14 protein-coding genes and 1 other RNA gene are annotated in these 14,583 nt (G+C 48.8%); 13 read left to right on the top strand and 2 right to left on the bottom strand.

All coding sequences use genetic code 11. The features are described 5' to 3' along the window. The first annotated feature begins 13 nt into the window (after positions 1–13). The 10 genes from KOG47_RS03560 to KOG47_RS03605 all read left to right on the top strand — a co-directional run bounded on the left by KOG47_RS03560 (position 14) and on the right by KOG47_RS03605 (position 9,629). A complete protein-coding gene (locus KOG47_RS03560; RefSeq protein ID WP_251031945.1) occupies positions 14–1,222 on the top strand; it encodes a glycosyltransferase family 4 protein in 1,209 nt (402 codons plus the stop codon). Further along, positions 1,219–2,559: a glycosyltransferase gene (locus KOG47_RS03565; protein WP_215243773.1), complete on the top strand. Its 1,341-nt coding sequence runs from the start codon at positions 1,219–1,221 to the stop codon at positions 2,557–2,559. The genes KOG47_RS03560 and KOG47_RS03565 overlap by 4 nt, the downstream gene beginning before the upstream one ends. Positions 2,560–2,606: 47 nt before the next feature. Further along, positions 2,607–3,494 (top strand): YitT family protein, encoded by an 888-nt coding sequence (locus tag KOG47_RS03570; RefSeq protein ID WP_012726903.1) that lies wholly within the window; start codon positions 2,607–2,609, stop codon positions 3,492–3,494. A 73-nt stretch (positions 3,495–3,567) separates the two neighbouring features. Further along, on the top strand, positions 3,568–3,792 hold the full coding sequence (gene secG / locus KOG47_RS03575; protein ID WP_012726902.1) for a preprotein translocase subunit SecG: 225 nt from the start codon (positions 3,568–3,570) through the stop codon (positions 3,790–3,792). Between the two features lie 102 nt (positions 3,793–3,894). Then, on the top strand, positions 3,895–4,635 hold the full coding sequence (locus KOG47_RS03580) for an alpha/beta hydrolase (RefSeq protein WP_031422876.1): 741 nt from the start codon (positions 3,895–3,897) through the stop codon (positions 4,633–4,635). A gap of 15 nt (positions 4,636–4,650) precedes the next feature. Next, on the top strand, positions 4,651–7,056 hold the full coding sequence (gene rnr, locus KOG47_RS03585; RefSeq protein ID WP_215243774.1) for a ribonuclease R: 2,406 nt from the start codon (positions 4,651–4,653) through the stop codon (positions 7,054–7,056). Between the two features lie 54 nt (positions 7,057–7,110). Further along, the gene (gene smpB / locus KOG47_RS03590) at positions 7,111–7,581 is read left to right on the top strand and encodes an SsrA-binding protein SmpB (protein WP_012726899.1); all 471 of its coding nucleotides are present in this window, start codon (positions 7,111–7,113) and stop codon (positions 7,579–7,581) included. 49 nt (positions 7,582–7,630) lie between these two features. Further along, positions 7,631–7,986: a transfer-messenger RNA gene (gene ssrA, locus KOG47_RS03595) on the top strand. Between the two features lie 114 nt (positions 7,987–8,100). Beyond that, positions 8,101–8,244, top strand: a complete 144-nt coding sequence (locus KOG47_RS03600; protein ID WP_047795092.1) for a hypothetical protein — start codon at positions 8,101–8,103, stop codon at positions 8,242–8,244. Positions 8,245–8,762: 518 nt separating this feature from the next. Beyond that, entirely contained in the window at positions 8,763–9,629 is an 867-nt protein-coding gene (locus KOG47_RS03605) for a hypothetical protein (RefSeq protein WP_215243775.1), read from the top strand. A 388-nt stretch (positions 9,630–10,017) separates the two neighbouring features. Here KOG47_RS03605 and KOG47_RS03610 read toward each other — a convergent pair whose 3' ends face one another. Next, positions 10,018–10,518, bottom strand: coding sequence for a hypothetical protein (locus KOG47_RS03610; protein WP_214730428.1), 501 nt, complete (start codon positions 10,516–10,518; stop codon positions 10,018–10,020). Between the two features lie 82 nt (positions 10,519–10,600). Continuing rightward, entirely contained in the window at positions 10,601–10,789 is a 189-nt protein-coding gene (locus tag KOG47_RS03615) for a hypothetical protein (RefSeq protein ID WP_047795099.1), read from the bottom strand. A 135-nt stretch (positions 10,790–10,924) separates the two neighbouring features. Between KOG47_RS03615 and KOG47_RS03620 the strand changes: the two genes are divergently transcribed. The 3 genes from KOG47_RS03620 to KOG47_RS03630 all read left to right on the top strand — a co-directional run bounded on the left by KOG47_RS03620 (position 10,925) and on the right by KOG47_RS03630 (position 14,526). Continuing rightward, positions 10,925–12,337 (top strand): NAD-dependent epimerase/dehydratase family protein, encoded by a 1,413-nt coding sequence (locus KOG47_RS03620; RefSeq protein WP_215243776.1) that lies wholly within the window; start codon positions 10,925–10,927, stop codon positions 12,335–12,337. Between the two features lie 94 nt (positions 12,338–12,431). After that, positions 12,432–13,403: a DUF2268 domain-containing putative Zn-dependent protease gene (locus tag KOG47_RS03625; RefSeq protein ID WP_215243777.1), complete on the top strand. Its 972-nt coding sequence runs from the start codon at positions 12,432–12,434 to the stop codon at positions 13,401–13,403. Between the two features lie 28 nt (positions 13,404–13,431). Then, positions 13,432–14,526: a hypothetical protein gene (locus KOG47_RS03630; protein ID WP_251131795.1), complete on the top strand. Its 1,095-nt coding sequence runs from the start codon at positions 13,432–13,434 to the stop codon at positions 14,524–14,526. The last annotated feature ends 57 nt before the right edge of the window (positions 14,527–14,583 follow it).

Raw genomic sequence — 14,583 nt, forward strand, 5'->3', positions numbered from 1 at the left:
ATTTTTGAAAACAATGCTTATGGTGTGTCAAAACTATTATCCGGAAATCGGCAGTGCCGGCAACCGGATGCAAAACATTACGCATTTGATGAAGCAGCGCGGGTATGAAGTCGAGGTCATCACGGCCGCCCCTTCGTATCCGAGCTTTGATATGTATCAGGACGACCGCTTCTGGAACGACCGGGAGTTAAACGACCAACCGTTCATCAAGCGACTCATCACGAAGAAACGGAAACATACGTCTAACATGGTCAGTCGTCTTTTCCTATTCCTTGAACAGATGGTCAAAGGGATCCGGGAAGTCCGTAAGCTCGAATTGAAGCCAGACGTCGTCTTTGCGACGACCCCTTCTTTTTTTATGGCGTTTGTCGGTGCTTATGCGAAACGAAAGTATCGTGTCCCGTTCATCTTGGACGTCCGTGACCTTTGGCCAGAATCGGTGAAAGGTGTCGGCGTCTTCAAGTACGATTGGGTGCTCACGCCGGCTTTTTGGATGGAGAAACGACTGTATCGTGTCGCCGATGAAGTCATCATCAACTCGGAAGGGTTCCGCAGCTATCTTCGTCAGCGCGGTGTGCCGAACGAGAAGATTCACTACATGCCGAACTCGATCCGGGAAGCGGAGCGCACGCTCGAGCGGACGATCCCACCGGACGACCGGATGGAAATCTTATACGCCGGGAACATGGGTCTTGCCCAAGATGTGTCGTTGTTACTCGAACTCGCCGAGCGATTCCGGGACGAGCCACGGGTCCACTTCAAATTGATCGGCTACGGCTATCGGAAAGAAGAGTTGAAACAGACGATCAAAGACCGTGGCTTCCAAAACTTCTTGTTCCTCGAGGCGATGCCACGGACAGAGGCGTTTCAGGCAATTAAAAATGCGGACGTCGCATTCGTCAGTCTGATCGAGCAAGAAGTGTTTGATACGGTCATCCCTGGGAAACTCATCGACTATATGGCGGTCGGCAAACCGATTGTCGCAGCAGTGTCAGGCCATGCGGCGAATGTCATTGAAGCGGCGGAAGTCGGCTACGTGTCACGGAAACGTGACATCGATGAGATCGAGCGGATCCTACGGAAGCTCCTCGACCGACCGGATTTACGGGAGGCACTCGGGGCGAACGGGATTCGTTACGTCAAAGAGAATTTATGTTGGGAAGAGAATATCGACGTGTTAGATCAAGTCGTACAACAGTTAGTGATGGAGGAAACACGATGAAGTCAGTATGTATGTTTGTATGGAACCATTTTACGAATGATGCGCGCGTCCTTCGTGAGTGCTCGGCACTCGCCGAGGCAGGCTATGAAGTCGATTTGATCGCGCTTCAAGATCCGAAAAATAAAGAGCTTTCAAAAGAAGAGATGCGTCCGGAAGGCTTCCGCGTCATCCGCGTGAAGCGTCAACCTTCGATTCTCGTCAACGCGCTCAAGTTCGCGAAGAAGACGTATCAATGGGTGAGCGAGAAACGGACCCGCCAAATCGGTGCGGGACTCGTCGGTGCCGGGTTGTTCTTACTTGCGCCGTTCACGATGCTCGCGCTCGGAGCGGCCATCGGGACGGTCTTGTTGCCGCAAGTGCGTAAGCAAATCGTCAACGCGAGTGCGATGCTCGAGATGGTGTTCGCTTCGACGAAAAAATCGTATGACTTTTACCATGCGAACGATTTGAACACGCTCCCGCAGGCACTCCTCGCTGGAAAAGTGTTCAACAAAGGTCGGATCGTCTACGACTCGCACGAGGTACAGACGGACCGTACGGGTTACGGCTATATTCAAAGTAACCTCGAGGGCTGGCTCTTGCCGTTCGTCGATACGATGATGGTCGAGAACCATACGCGTGCGGCACACAACGAAGAGTTGTACGGATTCTATCCGTACGTGCTCCACAACTATCCGTTCTACCGTCCGCTCGACTTCTCGCTCCGTAAGGACTTGCATGCACTCCTCGATTTGCCGAAAGACGAGAAGATCCTCTTGTATCAAGGGGGCATTCAAGCGGGACGCGGTCTCGAACAGCTCGTGCTCGCGGCGAAAGACTTCAAAGAAGGCACGCTCGTCATGATCGGGGACGGGAAGCTTAAACCGACGATTCAACAGTTGATCGAGACGGAAGGGGTCGGCGACCGCGTCAAGATGATTGACAAAGTACCGGTCGAAGCGTTACCTTACTATACGATGAACGCCTATTTAGGCTTCCAAGTATTGAACAACGTCTGCTTCAACCACTACTCGGCCTCGTCGAACAAATTGTTCGAGTATTTGATGGCTGAAGTACCGGTCGTCTCATGTGACTTCCCTGAAATCGAACGAGTCGTTGCGGGGAACGATGTCGGGGTGCTCGTCGATTCGCATGATCCACAATCGATCGCGGACGGCGTCAACCGGATGATTGAAGACCAAGCACTCTATGCGCGTGTCAAAGAGAACACGAAGACCGCGCGTGAGAAATATAACTGGGATTTGGAAAAAGAGGCACTCTTGAACGTCTACGCGAACGCCGCGGAGCGCAAGTTGCCGATTATGAAAGACGGTGCGCCAAAGCCAGTACAATCTTAAGACTGCGGCTTTTGCCGCGGTCTTTTTTCTATGGAGGGAGGACATTTATGAAACGTCAACAACAACATCTGTTGCGCCAACAAGTATGGCGCAAGCTACAAACCATCTCGGTGAAGGACATCGCCTGGATTATCGCAGGCTCCTTCATTCTCTCGTTCGGGGTCAACTACTTCACCGTACCGAACGACTTCTCGGAAGGTGGCCTGCTCGGGGTCACGATCATCCTGTACTACGTGTTCGGCTGGGACCTCGGGCTCACGTCGATCATCGGGAACGGGATTCTCTTTATCGTCGGCTATAAGCTGCTCGACCGTCGGACAATGGTCTATTCGGTCATCGCCGTCATCGCGACGTCATTCTTCCTCAGTCTGACACATGACTGGGGCAGCCCTGCCGAGGACAAACTGCTTGCGGCCGTCTATGCCGGAATCATGATCGGGGTCGGGATCGGCATGGTGCTCCGTGTCGGCGGGACGACCGGCGGGGGCGTCATCATCGCCCGTCTCATGGAGCGCTATCTCCACTTGAGTGTCGCCGTCTCGATGTTCATCATCGATGCGATCGTCGTCGCGACATCTGGCTTCTTCTTAGGGGAACAAGTCGTTCTCTATACGCTCATCGCCATTATCATCGGCTCGTGGGTCATCGATCTCGTCGCGGAAGGTCTCAACATCCGTAAAGCCGTCACGATCATCAGCGACAAGCAAGAAGAGCTCGCCGTCGTCTTGACGGAGACGCTCGGACGCTCGGCGACAATCATTCATGGACATGGCTACTATACGAAGCAGGATAAGAACATGTTGTATATGATCGTCGACAAACGTCAGATCGCACCACTCAAAAAAATCGTCCAAGTGACGGACGACCGTGCCTTCGTCGTCATCCACCAGGTGAAGGAAGTCATCGGGGAAGGATTCAGCTACCCGTCCCGATAATTTGAATGCTGGTGTTTTATTGATAACTTCTATATAATAAAAGGCGTGTAAATAGAAGGAGGAACTGACTACTATGCAAACGATCGCTACAATCAGCCTACTTGTCGTGGCTGTCTTATTGATTGTCGTCGTACTGCTCATGTCAGGTCGGTCGCAAGGTCTTGGAGCGATTGCAGGTGGCGCGGAGCAGTTGTTCGGACGCCAGAAAGCACGCGGCTTCGATGCTGTTTTGAACCGAACTGCAGCTGTACTAGGCACTTTGTTTTTCATTTTAGGATTACTAGTCGCATCATTATGATGATAAGGCTGATCGTTCTCGATTTTCACGTGAGGCGGTCAGCTTTTGTTTTTTCGATTTATTTTTTGGGAATAATGTAGATACGAGGAGATGACAGATAAAATGAAAGTGACAGCACCAAAACCGTTCTTCTTCGAGGGCGGAAAACGTGCCGTGTTGATGTTACATGGCTTCACTGGATCGAGCGCGGATGTCCGCATGCTCGGTCGCTTCCTTCAAAAAGAAGGATATACATGTATGGGACCGATCTATCGTGGTCATGCCGTCCCACCGGAAGAATTACTCCAATATGGACCGAAAGACTGGTGGGAAGACGTCTTGGACGCTTACCAGACGCTCGTCGACAAAGGTCATGAGGAGATCGTCGTCTGCGGACTCTCGCTAGGTGGCGTGATGTCGCTCCGTCTCGCCGAGGAGAAAGACGTCAAGGCGGTCATCCCGATGTGCGCACCGACGGGAATCGATGCCGAGGACCGCTTGTATAAAGGAGTCCAGGCATATGCCCGAGAATATAAGGGTAGAGAAGAAAAGTCGCCGGAACAGATTGAGCAGGAGATGGCAGAGTTCAAACCGATGCCAACATTGAAAGACCTCCGTGCCTTCGTCCGCGACACGGCGTCGAAGCTCGAGGACATCTTCGTCCCGACACTCGTCGTCCAAGGCGCCAAAGACAACATGATCGACCCAGAATCGGCGAATCAAATTTACGAGGCGGTCAACACGTTCCAAAAAGAGTTGCTCATCTATGAGAACTCGGGACACGTGATCACACTCGACAAAGAAAAAGAGAAACTGCACCAGGACGTGCTCGATTTTCTCGAAACGTTAGACTGGTCAGTCTAAGAAGGAGGTGTCACGTTGAATTTACGTGACCAATTATTAGAGATTCTACAGGCGAGCGAGAAACCGCTCTCTGTCGATCAACTGACCGAGCGACTACAGCTCGCGTCGACGGATGACTTCAAAGAGCTCATCCGCACATTGAATGCCCTCGAGGAAGAGGGTGCCATCGGCCGGACGCGGACGAACCGTTACGGGACGCTCGCCACGCTCGGACAAGTCGCGGGAATCATCTCGATTCACCAGCGCGGCTTCGGCTTCTTGTCGGTCGAAGGGGAAGCGGAAGACGTGTTCTTGCCGCCCGACCAACTGAAGGACGTCTACCATGGCGATACGATTCTCGTCAAAAAACGCGAGGACAACCGTGGCAAGACGGAAGGGATTTTATTGAAAGTACTGAAGCGCGGACTCTCTGAGTTCGTCGGGACGTATACGCTCCCGAGCGGTCGACTCGACCAGTTCGCCTTCATCGAGCCGGATGACAAACGCATCAATTTCTGGCCGGTCGTCAACCCGGACAAGTCACTCGGTGCCGTCGACGGACATAAAGTCGTCGTGCGCATCACGAAGTATCCGGACGGACGCTTCGCCGGTGCCTGTGACGTCGTCCGCATCATCGGGCATAAGAACGACCCTGGCGTCGACATCTTGTCGATCGTCTATAAGCACGGTATCCCGACGGAGTTCCCGGAGGACGTGATCGCTCAGGCGAACGCGGTACCGGACGAAGCGGATGAGAAAGACTTCATCGGACGCGTCGACCTTCGTGACGAGACGATCTTCACGATTGACGGCGAAGATGCGAAAGACTTGGACGATGCCGTCCACGTCAAAAAACTCGATAACGGCAACTACGAGCTAGGTGTCCATATCGCCGACGTCTCACATTACGTGAAAGAGGGCTCACCACTAGACGTCGAGGCGTTCGAACGTGGGACGAGTGTGTATCTCGTCGACCGCGTCATTCCGATGCTGCCGCACCGACTCTCGAACGGGATCTGTTCCCTCAACCCGCACGTCAACCGCTTGACGCTCAGCTGCGTCATGGAGATTTCTCCGCAAAACGGGAAAGTCGTTCGCCATGAGCTATTCCCGAGTGTCATCAAGACGACGGAGCGGATGACGTATACGAACGTCCGTGAGATCATCGAACGTGATGACGAAGAGACGTTGAAAAAGTACGAACCGTTCATCGGTGAGTTCGACCTCATGGCCGAGCTCGCGGAAGTGCTTCGGAAACGTCGTAACTCGCGCGGTGCCATCAATTTCGATTTCGCTGAGGCGAAGGTTGTCGTCAACGAGGAAGGGAAGCCGGCAGATATCGTGCTTCGTCCACGTTCGGTCGCCGAGAAGTTGATCGAGGAGTTCATGCTCGCAGCCAACGAGACGGTTGCGGAACACTTCCACAAGATGGACGTGCCGTTCATCTATCGTGTCCACGACAATCCGAAACCGGACAAGCTCGACTTCTTCTTCGACTTTGTCGCAAACTTTGGCGTTCACATCGAACGCATCAAAGGGCAGACAGTCGAACCGAAGACGCTTCAAAAGATTTTGAAGGCAATCGACGGAGAACCGGAAGAGCCGGTCATCAGTACGATCATGCTTCGTTCGATGCAACAGGCGAAATATGACGACGTCTCGCTCGGTCATTTCGGACTCGCGACAGACTTCTATACGCACTTCACGTCACCGATTCGTCGTTATCCGGACTTGATCGTCCACCGTCTCATGCGCACGTACGTCTTCAACAACGATTTGTCGGAGAAGACGATCGCGAAGTACGAGGACCGTCTCGGGGGGATCGCCGAACAGGCATCGAAACGGGAACGTCGCTCGGTCGACGCAGAGCGTGAGACACAGGCGCTCAAGAAAGCCGAATACATGGAAGCCCATCTCGGTGAAGAGTTCGATGGTGTCGTCGCCGGCGTCACGAACTTCGGGATGTTCATCGAACTTCCGAATACGATCGAAGGGCTAGTCCGTCTCCAGTCGATGGATGACTACTACCACTTCGACGAATCACAGCTCATGTTGCTCGGCGAGCGGACGAAACGTCAGTTCCGCATCGGGGACGCCGTCCGTGTCAAAGTCGATGCCGTCAACTTAGACGAGCGGACGATCGACTTCACGGTCGTTGGTATGCCGAAACGGGAACAGTCAAGCCGTCGCCAACCGACGACGATCAAAGCGAAAGGCGGTCGTCCGAAGAAGGACGAGAAAGACCGTCGTGGCGGTCGCGGTCGGGACGACAAGAAGAAGCGTGGCAAACCAGGAAGACCTGGCAAGCCGGGCAAACCAGGTGAGAAACCGAAACGAGACGGGGAGAAGTCTTCCCAAGGCCGTTCGGCACTCGACCTGAAGAAGAAAGACAAGCACAAACGAAAAGGCGACGCCAAACGAGGTGCGAAGAAACGTCGCTGACGGGGAAGGGCTTGTCCCTTCCTCCGTATCTTGTAGATAAAGGACTGAATGTGTATGGCCAAGAAGAAAGATTCGAACGCACTCGCCCAAAACCGCAAGGCGTCCTTCGATTATGCGATCGAAGATACGATTGAGGCGGGCATGGTGCTCACAGGGACGGAAATCAAATCGGTCCGTCAATCGAAGATCAACATCGCGGATGCGTACGTCCGGTTCGACGGGGGTGAGGCGACGCTTCACAACTGTCATATCAGCCCGTTCGAACAGGGGAACCGCTTCAACCATGACCCACTCCGCGTCCGGAAGCTGTTGTTGCATAAGAAGCAAATCAATCAGCTCATCGGAGCGTCAGGGCGTGACGGCTACACGATCATCCCGCTCAAGGTTTATATCAAGAACGGGTTCGCCAAGTGCCTGCTCGGCGTCGGAAAAGGGAAGAAGAAGTACGACAAACGAGAGGACTTGAAGAAGAAAGACGCGAAGCGTGACGTCGACCGTGCGATGCGCGATCGGCAAAAATACTGACAACGGATCCTAATTGTGGTATATTAAATGGAGTACCAATTACCACCTCGGGGACGTTATGGATTCGACGGGGGTAGGTCGGTCGTATGTGGCGTGTCGAGGGGTCGGCCTCGTTAAAACGCAAACGCCTATAACTGGCAAAACTAACACACAACTCGCAGCAGCCTAAGTGCCCTGCGGATCCTGACATCCATCGCTTGTGTGGATGACTTTCAGGGTCTCAAACTAAGCAAGCTACGCTTCAACCTCGCCGTCTGAGGGCGCGAAGAAGAGATGAAACAGACTGGATGCGACAACGCCTGTTTATCGGCAGTGTCACATCGAGATTCAATAGATAAACTACACACGTAGAAGCATACGTTACGATGCCTTCGGACGCGGGTTCGACTCCCGCCGTCTCCATTTTGAAGCAGTCTGTAACGACTGCAATCAATGATTTTCATGAAGACCTTCTAATTTCATTGAGATTAGAGGGTCTTTGCTTTTGATTGAAGCCACAAAGAAAGGAAGGTGAAACGCATGGGGAAATATCAATTAGACAAGAGAAGCAAAGTAGCTGCGGCGAAGTACCAAGACGGCAAAAAGCCGACTGTCTCGAACAAGAAGGAACGATTGAACCAGCTTCGTGAAGCGTATTTGCAGAAGCAACAAGAGAAGAAGTGATTTGACGAAGGATAGGATAATTTATCTAACTTCAAACGTTCTGCTAAAAAGTTTATTTATAAGGAAAGGTCCGCCTGTGCATACATTTTTGTATAGTTGGACCTTTTCTTGCTTTCCTTATTATTAATCCAATTCGGCTTCACTCTCACCACAAGTTAAATAAATCCTCAACATTAGAATTAATTTTATCATATAACAAGAACAATCTGATTTCTGTTATCAAATCATTAACGACAAGTGTGACGTTCCTTAAGAATCTGCCTATAGACTGCAAATCGCTAGATTAATACGAAAACGCCTGTTTATAGGCAGAGTCACATTGAGATCCAATAGATAAATTAAATATATATAAGAACACGTTACTAAGCCTTCGTACAAAGGTTCTAATTCCACCTTTTATATTAATTTTAATAAAACAAATATTTGAAAAAAATGAAACTTATGTTGAAACTGATCGTAAATTATCTCATAGCTTGAAAATAAATATTACTTTGAATTTAAACTGAGGAGGAAAAGTTATGAGATTTGAAACAGTAGTATATAAAAATAGTGCGGGTGTAAAAGAAGTCATTGAACTAAAAGATATAGCTGAACGTCCTGATTATGAAGTCGTTAAGAAAAATTTATACTGTGGATTTGATAACTGTCCTTCAAGAATTGAATATGTTCCAAAGGGAAAAAAGATAGCTCATTTTAGAACGTGGCCAAAAGATAATCATTCTGAAGATTGCGTAAATTATTTTGAAAGAGAAATAAAAAATGCATCGATTAAAAATTCAGCAATTAATACTGCGAAGTTAAAAGACTCTCATATTCGAGATATTTTAAAAACAATGCACAAAAATGCTAATGAAACCTTAGAAGAAAAGCAATTAAGGTTAAGTAAACAGCGTGATAAATATAAGAAAAAAAAGAATAGTACAGTTGACTCTTCAAAAGTACCGATTGTTGAAAATGTAGTAAGACCTTCAACTAACAACGATGAACAATATCAAATTGAAGGAAAAAGAGCACCAAATGTTCGAAGAAGATATAGCCCGAATGATATAAGTGAAAGTGATATCGGTAATGCTATAGGTATTATAGGAAATATGTTAGATATACAATTATTTGACAAAAGATGTATTTTTACTTTGAAAGGAAGGAATAATCGCTTTAATCTTTATTTCGAAGAAGAGTTTTATTCTAGTGCTGCTTTAAACATAGATACCACATTAAAAAGTTTAAAACAGATTCTTGATAGGGGAACTACAATCTCATTAGCTTGTGTAGGTAATGTTGTAAAAAGAAGGGATGAAATATGTATGATTGTAAGTAATCCAAATCACATACGGGTTGACAATTATACAATGGAGGCTTATATATACAAAAGTAATAATTTATAAAACAATCTTTTAATTAGATTTTGAATGAATTGGAACCCAATCGGATGATGGAAGCTAAAAAAGACTCGAACCTTATTAATCAAAGTTCGAGTCTTTTTCCACGTTAAAAGAGATGTTTGATGAAATCTATTCGATTGATTTATGTTCACCCCAAGTTGAAAATTCACGAAAATAGTTTCATTTTCATTTTGTCACATAAATAATCCAAGCAAGATTAGCAAATTAAAAATCAGGGGAGTTCCAAATCGCATAAACTCACTTAGAAGGTAGTGCATGTTGAACAACTCGACGTTTTCTCGGCAAATCAAATTTTTTAATATAGCCGACGTGGTGCCAACAATTCTAATTTTACTTCATTGGTTATCGAAAGTCGGGTCTAAGAAATTGTTCAGTCAAACACTCGACTGATCCAGCGTTTGAAAAAGGGTTGGCCTGATTGTGTCACGCTATGATTGTCGAGCTCCACCTCTTCGATCGTCTCATTCGGAGACCTCAATTGAATCGTCATCTCGTCACCAAGCCCGGTCGTGACACCACTCTCAAATTGAAGATTTCGCGTCACATACGCGTTTGCGTATAAGAAACCGCCTTTTTCATCAACTTGTACCTCCTGAATCGTATAGTGGAATTGCTCGACCCAATCTCGTTGACCGAGGAGGAGCCGGACGACGTCATCTTCGTGTGACAGTTTCGTTCGTTCGATATTTTCAAGAGGAGTATGCGCTTCAATCGCTTCTCGCTGCGCTTCTAAGATATCTTTGAAGTGGTGTGTCGCAACTTCCGTCGTCCATGCAGCGGAACCTGTCTTCGACTCGGTCGCATAATGGAAAAGAGCAAATCCAATCAAGGCGAATAACGCCAGGACACTTACTCGTTTGAACTGTTTCATCGTCGAGCTCCTTCCATATCAATTCAAGATCGAGGAGATTAAAAGGGTGTCAATGGACCTCGCTATTATTCGAGAACATGACCTATCGACCGGTGATTTGATCCAACCAATTCGCGACCAAGTCCGCACTGCCATCTTGGAACATAAATATGGATACCCCGACCATCACAAGCCCGACTAAAATCAATCCACCTTGTTTTGCGCTACTTGCAATCCCTCGCACGATGAGGATCACTCCCAACCCAAGCAAAAGAAAATACCAAAATCCCATGAATATCCCTCCTTTTTCTAATTATTCTCATTTTAGTATGAATCGGTCGAGCAGGCTCTACATACTTAGACTGATTTATCTTTTAAAAAAGAAGGGTACATTACCTCTATGCGAATAATTAGGGGAGTGACCATTATGCGAAAAACGATTGTCATTGCGGGGGCGAGCGGCTATATCGGCTCGAACGTGATGGAGCAGCTGAAGGAAGAGTATGACATCATCGCTTTATCGCGATCGACGAAGAATAAAGAAGATGAGACCCATATCACGTGGCGTGCCTGTGATTTGTTTTCATATGAGGCAACAAAAGAAGCATGTGAGGGCGCGGATTACGCGATGTTCCTCGTCCACTCGATGATTCCAGACGGCGGCTTGACACAAGCGACGTTCGAGGACATGGACGCGCTCATTGCCGATAACTTCGCCCGGGCGACGAAGGCGAACGACATCGAACAGATCGTCTATTTGAGCGGGATCATCCCGAAGCAAGAGAAGACGTTGTCGCGTCATTTGAAGAGTCGACTTGAGGTCGAACGCATTCTCGGTGGCCAGGGCGTGCCGGTGACGACGATACGGGCGGGACTCATCATTGGGCCGGAAGGTTCGTCGTTCCCGATTTTAGCGAAGCTCGTCAAGCGTTTGCCGTCGATGATCTTGCCACGATGGACGAAGACGGAAACACATCCGATCGACATCCGTGAAGCCGTTCAGGCGCTCATCTCGGTCGTCGGTACCGAGTCGCTTTATGACCGTCATATCGACATCGGGGGTCCCGAGGTGATGACGTATCGGAAGATGATCGAACAGACGGCCGAAGTCATGGATAAGCGTCGCGTCTTGATCGACTTCCCGTTCCCGACAATCAAACTGTCGCGGCTATGGGTCATGGCGGTCACGGGTGAACCGAAGGCGACCGTCTATCCGCTCGTCGAGAGCATGGGGCACGCGATGGTCGCAGAAGACACGGTCGAAGGTATCGGCCAGGGAGAGATTCCGTTCAAACAGGCGGTCGAACATGCGCTTGAGGAAGAAGAGAAGCAATCCTCGGGCGGTAAGAAGAAAAAGCAACCGAAATCGTATACCGTCCGCTCGATTCAGCGGTTCGGTTTGCCGGAAGAAAAGTCGGCGCTTTGGATTGCGGACACGTACTTCGAGTGGCTCGGTCGTTTTATGTATCCGCTCATTCAGACGACGAAAGAAGACGATGATTGGGAGATTGCGCTGCTCGATCCGTCGTTCGTCGCGCTTCATCTATCGCTTGAACAAGAAGCGACGGACGATATGGCATCCTTTGCGATTGACGGGGGCAAGTTCGTCAAGTTAAGTGAAGAGGATCAGACAGGGCGTCTCGAGTTTAGACGCTTACCGGATTCGGATGAAGGACTCGTCGCCATCCATGAGTTCGTCCCAGCACTTCCGTGGTGGTTCTATACGAAGACACAGGCGAAAGCCCATCTCGTCGTCATGTGGTTATTCGGTCGTCATGTGAAGTTGCTGGCGAAAGACGCGGAAGACGGCGATCAAGTCGTAGAGGCTCCGACGAATTGAAGGGAGACGCATCGAAAGGTGCGTCTTTTTTATTCTATTTTTTGGAAATACGGTACAATCAATGTAACCTTACACAGAATGGAAAGATATACATATGAAAAAGCAACGACTCTTCATTCTATTCATAATAATCTTCATCACAAGCGGCTGTTCGCCCTCTGAAGTTTCGGACCCTTCGGATACTGAGTCAGCATGGCGTATCGTCAAAACAGACACGAATCAAACGTTCACGTTCGTCCCCTTGTACGAGAGCTATGCCAATTACTTAAACGAAAGTGACGAGGCATCTTCTCGACAAGTTGATCAAGCGAAGCTCGAGGAAACCGTCGTTCAAGATATGAAAGATGCAGCGGACGAACTGGACTTAGCACTTCCGTTTGCGTATGCACGTCCATTCTTTGCGCCGACACCGTATAAAAAGGTTTTATCGGAACGGATTGATCAACTCAAGGCACAAGAGACTGAGATTCAACGAACGATCGAACAAGCGGCACGCGATTCAGCGAAACAGTTAGCGGGAGAGGATAAGGTGGTTTTCATTGCCCCTCTGTTGACGGAGTTCGATGATGCGGTTGAATCGATGGGCGGGGTGACCGCATTTGCGTTAGAAAAAGATGTCATCGTGATTCTCGTTCGCGAAGACGTGGATTTGGAAATGCTTGCTTTTGTAATGGCGCACGAGTATCACCATACAGTCCTCGCTGAAGATCCGGAAGTGCGCTCGACGTCTCTATTAGATTACATCGTTGGGGAGGGGAAGGCGGATACATTTGCAAAATCGCTTTATCCGGATGTGAGACCGGTTTGGATGGAAGAGTTGGATCCTACGACCAGAGAGCAATTGATGGACCAAATCGCGACCGGTCAAGTGGATTATGCTCAACTGACGAACGGGGATGAAACCCTAGGCGTTCCCAGATGGAGCGGTTATCAAATCGGGGGAGAGATTGTGAATGGCTATTTACATGAACATCCTGATTTAGAAGTCGAGGCGTGGACGAATCTACCTTCCGAGGAAATGGTGAAGTCTTCACTCTACGCCGAGTCATTCGAATCAGGCGATTGAATTGAGATATGGAGGATTGAATGAATCGATGACACAGCAAATGAATAATAATGAAAAACGGCTCAAATTGTTTAGGCATGCCGAGGTCGCCGAACCGAGATTTCTTGGTGAGGGTGCTTGGCATGAGGCGTGGAAAGTCGTAAAAGATGGTTGCGAACGGGTTCTTCGGATTCCGAAAGAAGTGGCGTATGGAAAGCGAGTGGCGTTCGATTCTAATGCCTTGACGGCAGAGTACGCAGCTACGAAGCTATATTATCAGTCCGTCAACCAAGCCGTTCCTGGAGCGGTGCCTGATTTTTACGAATTCTACGTATCTCCTGATTTCACGTATACATTAGAGTCGTTCGGAGGCGATTCGCTTTCGTTACATACAATGACGATAGAGCAAGCTGTCCATATCGGAGTCCAAGTAGGGGAAATCTATCGGAAAACGGATCAAATTGAACACGGTGTCGAAGGACTCGGATATTTGATCTGGACGGAAGAAAAGAAGCTGCATGGTAGCTTGAGCGGGGACCTACATACGTTTATCCGAGAAGAAAGTGATGAACAGTTGTCAGATTACAAAGTGCTGTGTGAAGCATATCCTGAAATTCAAGATGATGTGGTAGCACAAATGCTTCATGCGGCGACAGAATTGCGGAACAAACAGGTTTCTGTCCCAAGTCTCGTTAACCAAGATGCGTCTCCTGAAAATATTTTATTGAAAGGGGATCGAGTCTGTTTAATCGACCCGTACCCGATTGTCTATGCACCGCGAGGCATGGCAGGGAACTTCATGAATTTATATGAGAACTACTTTCTCGCGTTGTCACAAACGGAGCGCTACCGAAAGCATCAGTTTGATACGTGCGAAGACCAGTTGAAAGCCATAGCAACAGGTTTTCTCGAAGGTTATTGTGACGGAGACGAGTCCATCATTCGTGAAGTTCGAGGGGAACAACTGCTCCAATTACTCGAGACGGTGTATCTCCATCATCAGTTGTTAAGCCAAGAAGAATTGATGCGAGAAGATATCATTCGTTATGGAGATAAGCTGGCCATCACGACTCGGTTATTCGAATTGAACGATTCGCTCAAACGACTTGCTAGGACATGTTTGACTGAACGATGGTCTCTTTAACCAATCATAGACGTGATGCTTCTTGTTTTGTACATTCTGTTAACGTTTTTCTCAAAC

Source organism: Exiguobacterium sp. s121 (genome assembly GCF_018617245.1).
Taxonomy (GTDB): Bacteria; Bacillota; Bacilli; order Exiguobacteriales; family Exiguobacteriaceae; genus Exiguobacterium; species Exiguobacterium profundum.

What these genes read in the sequence shown, in the direction of transcription:
- KOG47_RS03560 (WP_251031945.1), top strand. Translation starts at nt 14, where the DNA reads ATGCTTATGGTGTGTCAAAACTATTATCCGGAAATCGGCAGTGCCGGC.
- KOG47_RS03565 (WP_215243773.1), top strand. Translation starts at nt 1,219, where the DNA reads ATGAAGTCAGTATGTATGTTTGTATGGAACCATTTTACGAATGATGCG.
- KOG47_RS03570 (WP_012726903.1), top strand. Translation starts at nt 2,607, where the DNA reads ATGAAACGTCAACAACAACATCTGTTGCGCCAACAAGTATGGCGCAAG.
- secG (WP_012726902.1), top strand. Translation starts at nt 3,568, where the DNA reads ATGCAAACGATCGCTACAATCAGCCTACTTGTCGTGGCTGTCTTATTG.
- KOG47_RS03580 (WP_031422876.1), top strand. Translation starts at nt 3,895, where the DNA reads ATGAAAGTGACAGCACCAAAACCGTTCTTCTTCGAGGGCGGAAAACGT.
- smpB (WP_012726899.1), top strand. Translation starts at nt 7,111, where the DNA reads ATGGCCAAGAAGAAAGATTCGAACGCACTCGCCCAAAACCGCAAGGCG.
- KOG47_RS03600 (WP_047795092.1), top strand. Translation starts at nt 8,101, where the DNA reads ATGGGGAAATATCAATTAGACAAGAGAAGCAAAGTAGCTGCGGCGAAG.
- KOG47_RS03605 (WP_215243775.1), top strand. Translation starts at nt 8,763, where the DNA reads ATGAGATTTGAAACAGTAGTATATAAAAATAGTGCGGGTGTAAAAGAA.
- KOG47_RS03610 (WP_214730428.1), bottom strand. Translation starts at nt 10,518, where the DNA reads ATGAAACAGTTCAAACGAGTAAGTGTCCTGGCGTTATTCGCCTTGATT.
- KOG47_RS03615 (WP_047795099.1), bottom strand. Translation starts at nt 10,789, where the DNA reads ATGGGATTTTGGTATTTTCTTTTGCTTGGGTTGGGAGTGATCCTCATC.
- KOG47_RS03620 (WP_215243776.1), top strand. Translation starts at nt 10,925, where the DNA reads ATGCGAAAAACGATTGTCATTGCGGGGGCGAGCGGCTATATCGGCTCG.
- KOG47_RS03625 (WP_215243777.1), top strand. Translation starts at nt 12,432, where the DNA reads ATGAAAAAGCAACGACTCTTCATTCTATTCATAATAATCTTCATCACA.
- KOG47_RS03630 (WP_251131795.1), top strand. Translation starts at nt 13,432, where the DNA reads ATGACACAGCAAATGAATAATAATGAAAAACGGCTCAAATTGTTTAGG.